Source organism: Pseudarthrobacter niigatensis, assembly GCF_030812615.1.
GTDB classification, from domain to species: Bacteria; Actinomycetota; Actinomycetes; order Actinomycetales; family Micrococcaceae; genus Arthrobacter; species Arthrobacter niigatensis.
Genome location: NZ_JAUSTB010000004.1, coordinates 1 through 13,007 on the forward strand (window position 1 = coordinate 1; position 13,007 = coordinate 13,007).

The following is a 13,007-nucleotide window of genomic DNA, read 5'->3' on the forward strand; positions in this document are numbered from 1 at the left end:
CGCCGCGGTTCTTGATCTCGGTCAGCACGGAGAGCCAGAACTTAGCCCCTTCGCCGCCGTCCCCGGCCCACAACCCGAGAATGTCGCGTTCGCCGCTGACGCTGACACCGATGGCGACGTAGACTGGCCGGTTCGTGACCTGCCCGTCGCGGACCTTGACGTGAATCGCGTCGATGAACATCACCGGGTAGACCGGGTCCAGGGGCCGGTTCTGCCACTCGGTCATCTCCCCGATGACCTTTTCCGTGATGCGCGAGATGGTGTCTTTGGAGACCCTAGCGCCGAACACCTCTGCGAAGTGGGCCGCGATTTCCCCGGTTGTGAGCCCCTTAGCGCTCAACGACAACACGATCTCGTCAACACCGGTCAGCCGGCGTTGCCGCTTCCGCACGATCTGCGGATCGAAGGTCGAGCCGGTGTCCCGCGGCACATCGATCTCCACAGGCCCGATCTCGGTCAGCACGGTTTTGGTGCGGGTGCCGTTGCGGGAGTTCCCGCTCCCGCGTCCGGACACGTCGTGTTTTTCGTATCCGAGGTGTTCGTCCATTTCCGCTTCTAGCGCGGTCTCCAGGACGTTCTTTGTGAGCCGGTTCAACAGGCCGCCCGGGCCGACGAGGTCGATGCCCTGTTCCTTGGCCTGGGCCAGGAGCTGCTGCGCTAACTCTTGCTGATCCACATCAGTCGCCATGGGATCCATGGTGTCGCTCATGATCAGTCCTCCCCGCCAGGCAACGCCCGGCGTGTCAGGCCAACTGTGGATCCACCGTTATTCAGACAGTCCCCGCATCTTCTTTTCGCCCCGACTGACGCGGCGGGCGTGGCCAACCAACCTTCGGCTTCTGCAGTGGAGGAAAAGTAGCGGGTGGGACAGGGAGGGATGTTGAGGCGGAGGAAGAAGCTCGCGATGACCTGATCAACGGGGGATGCGCCCAGGAGGGCGACTTTCCGGGCCGAACATCGACGGGCAAACACGGCCCGCCCGGCCCGGTTAAGCCCCGAGATGCCGGCCATGTCGACCAGCACCCGTGTGCCACGGCCGCCGCCCAGGGAATCAGCGGCGGCCATCGCAACAAAAGCATCCGCTTCACCGATTGACACTCCACTAAACCACCGGACCTGGACAATGCCGTCAGGACGCAAAGCCACTTCGCCTTTGTCCCCAAGGGTTATGCGCTGGCCTACCAAAGGTGCCGCCTTCCGCTTGCCATCGTCGGCCCGCCGGCAGAAAATTCCGCCAAAGTCTTCGGCGACTCATTCCTGGTTCATCGGGGCCGAACCGTTCGCTCAGGCAACAGTACGCCCGGTTCCTTGAACCGTGATGTCCGGGAACTTGGACCCGGCAAAATCTACGGTTTTCCTGCGGAAATCTTGAGCAAAATGCGCCGGAGAAGAAGAGACAATCGATACTGTCTGTAGCAGAACGCGGCCGCACCAACACCTGGGCGGAGCTGCCCTCCCTTGCCCCAGGCACGGGGCACCCCTTGAAACCCCGCCCCTGACATCCCTGCTCAGGGGGCCTTCCCCGTTGCCGGAACATGCCATCAGTGACCAGGGAGCACTGCGCCCTCAACAAGCCCGGCCCCCAGCACCCCTGTCCGGTGCGCAGTTGGCAGCACCCAAGACAGGGTTTCTGTCCTGTCCTCCCTGCCGATATCGCCCCGGGCGGTGGCGGCACATTCCTTGGGAGGCGAGGGGGTTCGGTTTAAATATGGCCAGCTCTGCTAGGACTTCGTGTTTGGGATGAAGGGCAGCCGGGGGCTGTGGAGAGTGCAATGATGATCCTGCCGTCGGGGTCGATGTATGGCAGTTGCGCCAGGCCCGGGAGGTTAGGGAACTGGTCGTAGTTTCCCGAGAGGATGTCGCTGTTAACCAGGATGGTTACGGGGCGGGTCGGCCCTCCCTCTGAACGTTCGCGGGGCGCCTGCCAGCATTTCCTTCAAGCGCGCGGCACTTCCAGGCGGCAGAAAATGACGCGAACCCTTGGCGAGGAAACCTGACTACCTTTGAACTGTTGCGTAAGCGCAATTACTGCGGTTGAATAAGGTCATGTTCCGGTGCGCCCGTCGCCCTTCCCGGCCGGTCCTCGCCGCCACGGAACGTTGGGTTGAGCAGGTCCCAAGCGCAAAGGAGCCGCTTTCCCAGCCGGAAGCTCTGCAGAAGGAGTAAGCCATGACAAGCTTCAGGATTTATCCGGCCGCTGCAGTGACGGCAGCAGCACTGGCCTTGGCCGGCTGCACCGGAAGTCCTGCGCCCGGACCGACTTCCACCGCCGCTTCACCGTCGGTTTCTGCTTCAGCGGCGACCCCGGCCGGAGGTGGCGGGCTGCCCGCGGTCCCCGGCGTGGTCAAAGAGGTCGAACCGTCGGTCGTTACGATCCGGACGGAGATTGGCCTCGGCAGCGGTGTCATTTACCACAGTGACGGATCCATCGTTACCGACGCCCACGTCATCGAAAACGAGCAAAAACAGCCCTTCAAGAACGTTCAGGTTCAGTTCGCCGACGGCTCACAGGCCCAAGGGACGGTCCTGGGCGTGGACGACGTCACGGACGTTGGCGTCATCAAGGTCGATCGCACCGGACTGCCGGCAGCAAAATTCGCCACCTCGGATCCGGAGGTAGGTTCGATGACGGTCGTGATCGGAAGCCCGCTGGGGTTGGAGGAAACAGTCACCGCAGGAATTGTCTCGAGCCTGCACCGGAACATGCCGCCGTCCAAGGAATCACCTCACGGCGCCATTGACCTGCTGCAGACCGATGCTCCGATTTCTCCGGGCAACTCCGGCGGTGCAGTGGCAGACTCGACCGGACAGGTCATCGGACTTTCAGAGGCGTACCTGCCGCCCAGCTCCGGAGCGGTTGCGATCGGGTTCGTCACGCCATCCTCGACGGTGACCAACGTTGCCGACCAACTCCTGGCGAGCGGATCCGTCAAGCATGCAGCACTCGGCGTGGTTCCCACGGACATCACACCCCAACTCGCCCAACGGTTTTCCCTGCCCGCCACCGCCGGAGCGCTGGTTGTCAGCGTTTCCCAAGGCAGCCCAGCGGACCAGGCCGGCATGAAAGCAGGCGACATCATCACCAAATTTGCGCAAAACCAGATTGGAAACGTCACAGACCTGCTCGTGGCCCTCAGGAAGCAGGACCCTGGCCAGCAGGTCGACATCGTGGTGCAGCGCGGTTCAGCATCCCAAACCCTGCACGTCACCCTCGGAAACCTGGCAACTGGACCCTAAGCAGCCAAGTCATTGGCAGCGGGAACAGGACTGTGGCCGCCGGGGCGGTAAGCGTACAGGGCCGGGTTTAGGACCTCACGACTATCGCGCCCACCACGTCCGGTGGCCTTGGATGAGCCCACCGCATCCTGGGCCTGGCTGCTCCCGACCCGGAGAGCATGCCAGCCCTGCCTTCACGGGCCGGCCTTGTCGGGGGCAGTCGCTTCATTGCCGCTCAATAGCAGATGCTCGGGTCCGTCTGAGGGCCCGGGACGCCTTCCTGCAACGTTCAGTAGGACTACGCGCTGTAGCGGGAGTTCGGACACCCGGGAGTGAGGCAGTTTAGCGAGACAAGTTTCCACGTCCCCAGAGGTTCCCCCTCGGGCGCGTCGTCGGCCCGCTCCCAAGTGGGGTATGCCGTTTCACCGCAAAATGGGCAATCAGCGGCGTAGCTGCGCATCTCTTCAGCCGAAAATTCCCGCTCGTCCCCATCGTCCATCCGATTATCCTAATGCCGGCTGTCGGCAACCCTGCTGAACAGCCGGCCCTGGGGTCCCGTCCTACCGGGCGTGCCCGCCCTCGAGCACCTTCAATCCCTCACACCAGATCTAAAAAGTGGGACATGGAGAAGCGGGCAGTCCTGAGGATCACCTGTTCTGAGCGAGGCCGTACGATATTCCGACCACCTGGGTGCGAAAGCAAGTTCACGGACGAAAGGATCTCCATGCACGATAACCTGCATCTCACTCCGGCGGACCCGTTCCCCGCAGACCTCAGCGTAATACCTGATGAGAAACTGCAGGTCCTGGATAGTCAGGTTCAGCGTCAGCTTGACCGCGAAATTGTTGATGACGGAGAAACGGACCCGGAGACCGAGTTCCGCCATTACGAACTCGATGAGGAATTCGACGAACGCGGAAAGCCCTGACAGTGGGGTACTGAACCCGCCGCTGCCCCGCTTCCGGACCCGAGGTGCACTAAAAAGCCAGTCCACCGGTACGGCAGAAAGTATCTCCTGGGCCTCAAAAGTGGCTGCCTCAGGAAGAACCTCTAGTCCTTCGATGCCTGATTTCAGCCACGACAAAGGGACGCCTCATAGTTGGCATGGAGTATGCCTTTCTGGGCAGGAAGGCGCTAATTCTCGGCAGGAAGCCCAACCCCTTTTCGACCCTGCGCGGTCCGGCAGTCCCATATTGGGTTTTATCCGGCTGAGCTTGTGACAAGCGCAGCCGAGGAGGAGTGTAGGGATATGAGCAATCATGACAGTGACGAGGAACTGCCCGATCCGGACGGGGCCCGCGAACAGGACCGGAATGCGACGTATGATGCGGTCAACCCAAATCCCGCCGATGAGACCATTACTGGGCTGACGCCCGGCGGTGGGGTTCCGCCCGGGGAAACTCCGCCGGCATCTGCCCAAACAGCGGTGGATCGAGGACGTGAAGAGTAGGACCTCCTCCTGGCATTGTTGAGCGGGCAGAAGGCCCCCGGGTAAGGGCCCGGACTACGAGGGGGGCACATGGCAGGGGCGCAGCTGTGGTTCGGATTGGCAGCGGCAGGTTTCCTGTCTGGTTGCCTGCTCGGTCTTGGCGTCGCCCTTGAATGGTGGAACACCGCCGGATTCCGTTGGCTCCACCACGCCCTGTTCGTGCTTACCTGCCTCTTGACGGCCGCCGCCGCCAGCTCCCTGCTGTGGTCGTCCAGTCCTGCCGGCTGGTTCCTGCTTCCGGCCGCCTTACCCCTGGCCGCGCTGCCCACTGTCAATGGCCATTAGTTTCTGCCCACGGACGGCCAGTTGATGTGCCCGCTGGTGGCCAGTAAAACTGCCCGGTGATGGCCAATAGATCTGCCCACTGCTTGGTTCGGCGGGGTTGGCCATCGTCGGGTCTTGTTAGTTCAGTTGGGTGACTCCTTTTCCGGCGAGGGCCTGGGTGAGGCGGATGGAATCACCGTTGGTTTGGCAGACGTGAGCGTGGTGTAGGAGCCGGTCAACGGTGGCCGTGGCGAGGGTTTTGGGCATGAGCTCGTCGAAGCCTGCCGGGTGAAGGTTCGAGCTGATCGCGACGGAGCGCTTTTCGTAGGCGGCGTCGACTACCCGGTAAAGTCCTTCAGCGGCGTCTGTGGCCACCGGGAGCAGGCCGATGTCATCGATCACCACGAGTTCCGCGCGGAGGATTCTGGTCACGGCGCGGGTGACGCTGTCGTCGGTGCGGTGGGCGCGGATGAGGGCGCCGAGGTCTTCGAGTCTGAACCAGGCCACGCGCATGCCGGCTTCGACGGCTTGCTGGCCGAGGGCTTCGAGGAAGAACGTTTTCCCGGTGCCGGAGGGTCCGCAGACGACGAGGTTTTCCCTGCGGGTGATCCATTCCAGGGTGCGCAGGGCTTGCTGGGTTGGGCTAGGGATGGACGAGACGGCGGGGTCCCAGGCGTCGAAGGTTTTCCCGGTCGGGAAGCCTGCTGCTTTGCGCCGGGTGGCGAGCATGGACCGGGCCCGGCCGGCGGCTTCTTCGGCGAAGAGTGCCTTGATGATCTCGGCCGGTTCCCAGCGTTGGGCGCGGGCGGTCGCGATCAGTTCCGGTGCGAGGGCACGGGCGTGGGGCATCTTCAGTTGCCGCATCAGCGCTTCGAGCTCGGACGGGAGGGCCGGGGCGGTGGTGCTTACGGGGCTCATCGGTTCTGCTCCTTGGCGGTGCTGGAGGGCGCTGCGCCCAGGCCTGCCCACGCGCTGGTGCCTTGGGTCAGGGAGCGGGTCTCGTCCGCGGCGTGGGTGGTGGTGCGTCTGACGTTCGCGTTCAGGATCGAGGCCAGGTCGCCGTGGGCGAAGCGGCCATGGAGTGCCGCGTCGCCCAGGGCCCGGTCCACTTGCTTGGTCCCGGCGATTTTGGCCAGGGTCACGGCCTCGGCCATTTTCAGGTTCATCCTCCCCGTCCCGGCCGCGGCGGCTTCGACCAACCACGTCGCCGCGCCGGCGCCGATGGCCAGGAATTCGGCTTCGTCGGCGGTGCGGGCTCTGGGTGTGTAATCGCCCGGGACCCGGGTTCTGATCCCGGGGAAGTGCTCATCGTTGATGGCAGGGCTGCCGGGCCTTGCCCGTTCGTGCCGGGCGACCTCAACCGGACCACCGGGGCCGTGATGGACGATGATGACCTGCTCGCCCGGGCCGCTGCCGTGGACGCGGACGAACACCCTGGTCCCCAGCAAGTGCGCCGGGACGGAATACTGCGCGTTCTCGAACGTCACCATCGGGGTGTTCTCCGGGACCGTGCGGGCGAGCCCAAACGCGACCGTGTGAGCAGTCTCCGGGACCCGATGCAACCGGGGCGCCTCCTCTGCCAGCACCGCAGCGGGTTTACGCCGCGTGGCACGGTGCTCCCGGTTATTCACCTCGTCCATGAAGACCTCACACGCCTTCTCCAACTCCGCGAACGTGGAGTACTCGGCCCGCAGATTCGTATCGGTCGGCACCAGATCGGCCTTGGCCAGCTTCACCGACGCCTCGACCCCACCCTTCGTGGCCGGATCGGCCGGCTGGCAGGTCAGCACGGTCACCCCGTAATGCCGGGCGAAGTCCAGGGTCTGCTGGTTCCGCACCGGCACCCCGGCCACGTGCGCGGTGGTCACCGTCTTCTCGTTATCCGTCAGGACATAGGTCGGTGCACCGCCTATGATCCGGAAGGAACGGTCCAGCGCGGCGAAGACGCTCGGAGCGGTCCGGTCCCGCAGCGGGATCACGATCCGGAACCTCGAGAACGCCAGCCAGGCCACGAACAGGATGGTCTTCACCCCGCCGATCCGCGGCCCGTCACCGAAGTCGTACTGCAGCCACATCCCCGGCTCCGCGATCCAAGGCCGGTGCACGCGCACATGGCCCAACCGCCAGGCCGCTTTCACCTGCGCGATCGCCCGGCGGGTAGACCGCTCCGACCCCACATAACCCAGAGCGAGCAGCTTCTCGTGGGCTTTATCCGCGCGGATCCGGCCCTTGGACGTCTCGACCCATTCCTCGATCTTGGGCAAGAACGCGTCCGTGACACGATCACGGGGCGCCGGTTCAGCGATCGGCCGGCCCGCGTCCCGCGCCGCAACATGCCTGGCAACAGTGTGATGGCAACAGCCCGTCAGCTCCGCGGTTGCACGCAACGATCCGGTCAGATCGTAGGCAGCAAGAATTTCCATGATTTCTCCGTCAGACTTCATACAGGGCCTCTTCCTGGGCGACATTCGATGCGACTAGACACCGTCATCAAATCCCGGGGAGAGGCCCCCGCCGCTTAAGACGCGGCAGGACAAGTAAGGAAGTGGGCAGATCTCATGGCCACCAATGGGCAGTTCTACTGGCCGTCAGTGGGCACTTTCGTGGCCGCCTACGGGCAGTTTTTCATGGCCGCTAACAGCCCACCGTCGGTTCCTCGAACCGGTCCCGGCACGCCGCGATCGCGGTCGCTGCCGCCCCGTTTTTTCTCGTCAGTCTCTTCGTTGCCTGGAGGTAGGTGCGGGTATGGAATTCCTGGACGTCGTTTTGAACCGTAAAACCACTAACGGCCCTTTCCTGCCGAACAAGGTCAGCGAAGAACACCAGCAGCTGCTGATGAAGGTGGCCGCCGCGGCGCCGTCCCAATTCAACTCCCAGCCCTGGCGCTTCGTCCTCATTGAGGAACGGGAAACCATAGACAGGATCGCCGAAATCAGCGGCTCCAGCATGAGTAAAGTCATGTCCGAAGGGACATTCTTTGAGCGGTACAAGAAATATTTCCGCTTCAGTCGACAAGAGATGGAGGAACAACGCAATGGAATGCTCTTTGACCAACTGCCGGCCCTCCTGCGCCCGTTCACAAAACGGGTTTTCACGCCGTCAGGACAATCATTGATGAACACTCTCCGCGTTCCACAGACCCTGGGAGAGGAGAACCGGAAACTGGTGGCGGGCTCCCCACTTCTCATTGGGCGTTGCTGGACCGCGGTGAGTACCGGCCAGGGCAACTATCAGCCTTTTATTCCGTATTCAGCCTGGGCGCGGCGATGGAAAATCTGTGGCTGACCACAGTTGAACTCGGGATGGGCATCCAATTCATATCCTTCCCCATGGAAGCTCCCGAGAATTGGAACAGCATCAAGCAGTTGCTCGAGGTCCCGGAGAACCTGGAACTTATGGCCGTGTACCGCCTTGGCTACTTGCCCACCAAACATCACAGGCCATCCATCGACTGGTCCAGTCGGGAGCGCAGACAACCTTCGCAGTATGTCTTCCGCAGTACCTGCGCCACTCCTCAATCGGGGTGGGACGAGGCATCCTAGGTATCCACGAAAAATCCGGGAGAACCTGCCATCAAAAAACACAGGCATGGAAACTCACGGCCCACTCGATCGAGTCAGACAGCAGAAAAGGTGTCGGCAGAGGCTGCTCACTCAAGCGGCGAAAACGGCTCCAACCCAGTGCGCACGACAGGGCCGCCACTCCCACCTCTTCATGTTCCGGTCACGTGCCCCGGAGAAGGCGAGCAGCATCTACGTCATTAGCAACCGATGGACGGTTTCGCACAACCGGCTTTCTCTTGGGCGCAGCTCTAAGGAATGAGCTACCCGGGCTGGTCCTCTCCGGTGCTCCAGCCTCTGGCCCGCGTGAAGGCTGGTAGAACTTCCCCTGTCCCGAATAAATTTTGCTCGGAGGAGTAGAGCAAGGTTGCGTGGAGGCAGTCCAGGCCACGGAGAGCATCTGTTGCCTTAGCCAAAGCGTCACTGAAATCGGTGCCTTTCACTGCGAAGCATCCGGCACTTACCCCAGTTCTATATTCGAGGAAATAGGGCATAGCGGACAGCATGACAGTGCGAAAAACCGGAGGCTACAGTCTAAGGGCCCGACATTAGTGCCGATTCCAGCATGTGCCCCGGCGCTATCCTCGACGAGTGCATACGGGAAACTGGTAAGGACTACCTCGACCGCGTTCCAGCAGATCACGCTGGTCTGCTTCCACTAGGGGAAGCGAGCCCTTGGCCTTGCCCATGGATCTCTGCCTGGTCTTATGAGGAAAATAACCCGACGACGGCGCCGCCAACGCAAGCAGGACAGCCAGCGCGAGAGTTTGGATGAGTCCCGGACCAAATTGCTTGGAGCATGAAAGGAGATACCCCTGCCCAACGTTTCCGCGTTGTAGCCTTCTTAGCCTCCCGCATTTAGACCAAAAAGCCGATAACGGATATTCTGTAAATCTGTACCGGCTGGGCCGAGCCGGGAGTAGTTTGTCCGATTGGGTGACGGGACTGTCCGATTTTCGGTGGATCCACGGTTGGCATTTAGTTGATTCTTCCGTCGAAAGCGATGGCGAAGGCGTTGAGCGCCGGCTTCCATCGTGTGGCCCATCGTGCCCTGCCTTTGCCTGTTGGGTCTAGTGCCCGGGTGGCGAGGTAGAGGCATTTCAGGGCCGCCTGCTCGGTGGGGAAATGGCCCCTGGCCCTGACCGCGCGCCGGTAGCGGGCGTTGACGGATTCGATGGCGTTGGTGCTGCAGATGACCCGCCGGATTTCGACGTCGTAGTCCAGGAACGGCACGAACTCGCTCCAAGCGTTCTCCCACAGCCGGGTGATCGCCGGGTACTGCTTGCCCCACTTGCCCGAGAACTCGACGAAGCGGTCCTTGGCCGCAGCCTCGGACGGTGCCGTGTAGACCGGACGCAGGTCCCGGGACATTTCGTCCCAGAACTGCCGGGCGGCGTAGCGGAAGGTGTTGCGGATCAGGTGCACGATGCAGGTCTGAACGACGGCCCGCTCCCAGACCGTGTTGATGGCCTCAGGCAGGCCCTTGAGCCCGTCGCAGACAGTGATGCAGACATCCTCGACGCCGCGGTTCTTGATCTCGGTCAGCACTGAAAGCCAGAACTTCGCTCCTTCGCCGCCGTCCCCGGCCCACAACCCGAGAATGTCGCGTTCACCGTTGACGCTGACACCGATAGCGACGTAGACCGGGCGGTTCGTGACCTGCCCGTCGCGGACCTTGACGTGTATCGCGTCGATGAACATCACCGGGTAGACCCGGTCCAGGGGCCGGTTCTGCCACTCGGTCATCTCGCCGATGACTTTCTCCGTGATGCGCGAGATGGTGTCCTTGGAGACCCCGGCGCCGAACACCTCTGCGAAGTGGGCCGCGATTTCCCCGGTTGTGAGCCCCTTAGCGCTCAACGACAACACGATCTCATCAACACCGGTCAGCCGGCGTTGCCGCTTGCGCACGATCTGCGGATCGAATGTTGAGCCGGTGTCCCGCGGTACGTCAATCTCCACGGGCCCGATCTCGGTCAGCACGGTTTTCGTGCGGGTGCCGTTGCGGGAGTTCCCGCTCCCGCGCCCGGACACGTCGTGTTTTTCGTATCCGAGGTGTTCGTCCATTTCCGCTTCTAGCGCGGTCTCCAGGACGTTCTTTGTGAGCCGGTTCAACAGGCCGCCCGGGCCGACGAGGTCGATGCCCTGTTCCTTGGCCTGGGCCAGGAGCTGCTGCGCTAACTCTTGCTGATCCACATCAGTCGCCATGGGATCCATGGTGTCGCTCATGATCAGTCCTCCCCGCCAGGCAACGCCCGGCGTGTCAGGCCAACTGTGGATCCACCGTTATTCAGACAGTCCCTGGGTGACTTCCGCTGTGTAGCCGAAGACCCTGCAGGGGGAGTGCAGGGTCTTCGGGATCGCGGGGTTTGTTAGGCGGGTTGGCCGGCGAGGCCGTATGCCTCGTCGTCGGACGCTTGGGGGATTTTCATCTCGAAGGTCTCTGTGATGGAGGTGTAGTCGTGGTATCCCATTCGGGCCAGGGGCCGGATTTTCGGGATGTCGAGTCGGCCGTCGGGGGTGAGGACTTCGTCGTTGATGTGGATCCGTTCGACCTGTGCGAAGACGATGTCGATGGTCCCGACGTTGGAGTTGCCAGTCATTCTGTGTGTTGAGAGGTACTTGCATTCGAAATGAACGGGGCTCTCGGCAACCATGGGTGTGGGGGAGAGCTCGGCGTATCGCTTGCTGATGCCGGCGCGGTCGAACTCGTTTTCCTCGAAAGGCAGTGCCATGGCACTGATGTTGACGGCCTCACGGAGGTCGTAGGTGGCCATGTTCCAGACGAACCAGCCGGTCTGCTCCGCGTTGAGGACGGTGTCTTTCCGCCGCCCGTCCGGGTATTGGTTGGCGGAGAACATGACCATGGGCGGGTCGAAGGTCAGGTTCTGCCACTGGCTGTAAGGGGCCAGGTTTTCCACGCCGTCCGGGCTGATGCTGGAGAGCCAGCCGATGGGTCGGGGAACGGTGCAGCTCTTGAAGGGCGAGTAGGGGAGGGGGCTGCGCTCGAGCGCGGGGTCGTATTTCACAAGGTCTCCTCAGAGGTGATGGTTGCCGTTGCGGGGACAGCGGTCCCATGCGGCTTTCCTGAAATTGATTCAAAGGTCCTGGCGCGGTTTCGGACGGCGCGGGAGGTGGCGTAATACAGGCCGCCTGCGACGACGAGGCCAATGAGCCAGGCTACTTCTGCGCCTCCGAGCAGGTTGGCGATGGGGCCGACGTAGAGCGAGCTGTTCATGAACGGGATTTGGATGAGCACTCCGACGGCGTATGCCAGGAAGGCGCCTTTGTTGAAACGGCCGTATTCGCCGTTTCGGAGGAAGAGTTGGGCGATGCTGTAGCGCTCCTTGCGGACCCAGTAGTAGTCGACGAGATTGATGGCCGACCAGGGGGTCATGAAGTAGAGCAGGAACAACAGAAAGTTAGTGAAGTTGGTCAGGAAGTTGTTGGTGGCCGCCAACGCGATGGCCAGTGAAACGACCGAGATCGCTATGACGTAGAGCGAGCGTTGACGGGGGCTGACCCGGTCTTGGCCGGTGAGGCTGGTGATGATCGTGGCGAGTGACATGTAGCCGCCGTAGGAGCTGAGGGTGTTGCCGGTGAGCTTGCCCAGGATCACGGCGAGCAGGACCAGCGGCCAGATGGCGCCGCCGAGCCCGGCGAGGTAGCCGACCTGGTCGTGACCGAAGGCTTTGCCGCCCAGGGCCGCGGCGAGAGCGCCCAGGGTCATGGCCAGGGAGCCGCCCAGGACGCTGCCCAGGAAGGTCCAGCCGATCGTGGCGCGCTTGGGGGTGTCCTCGGGTAGATACCTCGAGTAGTCCGCAATATACGGTCCGAAGGTCAGCTGCCATGAGGCCGAGAGGGAGATGCCCAGGACGAACGCGGCCCCATCGAACGCGTTGGTCTCCACGACTGGGCCGATGTTCCCGTCGGCGATGATGCGGACGAGGAGGATGACGAACACGACGGCACTCAGGACGGCGGCAATGTGCGAAAACTTGTGGATGTAGCGGTAGCCGATGATGGCCAGTGTCGCCGACATGAGTGCGAAGACCATGGCGCCCACCTGCGGCGGGACGTGGAGCAGGGTGCCGATCGCCTGGCCGCCAAGGACCAGGCCCGTGGCGTAGAAGCCGACGTAAATCATCAGGGCCAGGACCAGCGGCAGGATCGCCCCGAAGTAGCCGAATTGCGCCCGGCTCTGGATCATCTGTGGCACACCGAGTTTGGGGCCCTGGGCGGAGTGCAGGGCGGTGAAAAACCCGCCTACCGCGTTGCCCAGGATGATGGCCGGGATCGACCAGAGAGCGCTGTTGCCCAAGATGACAAACAGGGCACCTGTTACGACTGCGGTGATGGATGTGTTGGCAGCGAACCATACGAAGAGCAGGCTCCTGGGCTTGCCGTGGCGCTCTTCAGGTGGGATGTAGTCGATGGAACGCCGTTCGACGGTAAGGGTCTTCGCCATTGCAGACCTC

11 protein-coding genes and 1 pseudogene are annotated in these 13,007 nt (G+C 62.7%); 5 read left to right on the top strand and 7 right to left on the bottom strand.

Annotated features, from left to right (window positions below; translation table 11 throughout):
* Positions 1-697: IS256 family transposase (locus J2T23_RS07120; protein ID WP_370871873.1), on the bottom strand; the 697-nt coding region annotated here is incomplete at its 3' end.
* A gap of 14 nt (positions 698-711) precedes the next feature.
* The gene (locus J2T23_RS19920; RefSeq protein WP_442439571.1) at positions 712-1,146 is read right to left on the bottom strand and encodes a DUF7793 family protein; all 435 of its coding nucleotides are present in this window, start codon (positions 1,144-1,146) and stop codon (positions 712-714) included.
* Positions 1,147-2,169: 1,023 nt separating this feature from the next.
* On the opposite strand from J2T23_RS19920, the gene J2T23_RS07125 reads away from it, so the two are divergent.
* The 4 genes from J2T23_RS07125 to J2T23_RS07140 all read left to right on the top strand — a co-directional run bounded on the left by J2T23_RS07125 (position 2,170) and on the right by J2T23_RS07140 (position 4,990).
* A complete protein-coding gene (locus J2T23_RS07125) occupies positions 2,170-3,237 on the top strand; it encodes a S1C family serine protease (protein WP_307358455.1) in 1,068 nt (355 codons plus the stop codon).
* A gap of 703 nt (positions 3,238-3,940) precedes the next feature.
* Positions 3,941-4,144 carry a hypothetical protein gene (locus J2T23_RS07130; protein ID WP_307358457.1) on the top strand — a complete coding sequence of 68 codons (204 nt, stop codon included), beginning with the start codon at positions 3,941-3,943 and terminating at the stop codon, positions 4,142-4,144.
* A gap of 321 nt (positions 4,145-4,465) precedes the next feature.
* Entirely contained in the window at positions 4,466-4,666 is a 201-nt protein-coding gene (locus J2T23_RS07135; RefSeq protein ID WP_307358459.1) for a DUF6480 family protein, read from the top strand.
* Between the two features lie 69 nt (positions 4,667-4,735).
* Positions 4,736-4,990, top strand: a complete 255-nt coding sequence (locus J2T23_RS07140; RefSeq protein WP_307358461.1) for a hypothetical protein — start codon at positions 4,736-4,738, stop codon at positions 4,988-4,990.
* A 117-nt stretch (positions 4,991-5,107) separates the two neighbouring features.
* Here J2T23_RS07140 and istB read toward each other — a convergent pair whose 3' ends face one another.
* Positions 5,108-5,887 (bottom strand): IS21-like element helper ATPase IstB, encoded by a 780-nt coding sequence (gene istB, locus J2T23_RS07145; RefSeq protein WP_109864394.1) that lies wholly within the window; start codon positions 5,885-5,887, stop codon positions 5,108-5,110.
* On the bottom strand, positions 5,884-7,413 hold the full coding sequence (gene istA / locus J2T23_RS07150; RefSeq protein ID WP_307358466.1) for an IS21 family transposase: 1,530 nt from the start codon (positions 7,411-7,413) through the stop codon (positions 5,884-5,886). The genes istB and istA overlap by 4 nt, the downstream gene beginning before the upstream one ends.
* A gap of 301 nt (positions 7,414-7,714) precedes the next feature.
* Here istA and J2T23_RS07155 point away from each other — a divergent pair.
* Positions 7,715-8,511, top strand: a pseudogene (locus J2T23_RS07155) (nitroreductase family protein).
* 996 nt (positions 8,512-9,507) lie between these two features.
* Here J2T23_RS07155 and J2T23_RS07160 read toward each other — a convergent pair.
* The 3 genes from J2T23_RS07160 to J2T23_RS07170 form a co-directional block, all read right to left on the bottom strand.
* A complete protein-coding gene (locus J2T23_RS07160; RefSeq protein WP_370871426.1) occupies positions 9,508-10,746 on the bottom strand; it encodes an IS256 family transposase in 1,239 nt (412 codons plus the stop codon).
* Positions 10,747-10,901: 155 nt separating this feature from the next.
* The gene (locus J2T23_RS07165; RefSeq protein WP_141158698.1) at positions 10,902-11,558 is read right to left on the bottom strand and encodes a flavin reductase family protein; all 657 of its coding nucleotides are present in this window, start codon (positions 11,556-11,558) and stop codon (positions 10,902-10,904) included.
* On the bottom strand, positions 11,555-12,997 hold the full coding sequence (locus J2T23_RS07170) for a purine-cytosine permease family protein (protein ID WP_141158697.1): 1,443 nt from the start codon (positions 12,995-12,997) through the stop codon (positions 11,555-11,557). The genes J2T23_RS07165 and J2T23_RS07170 overlap by 4 nt, the downstream gene beginning before the upstream one ends.
* Between the last annotated feature and the right edge of the window lie 10 nt (positions 12,998-13,007).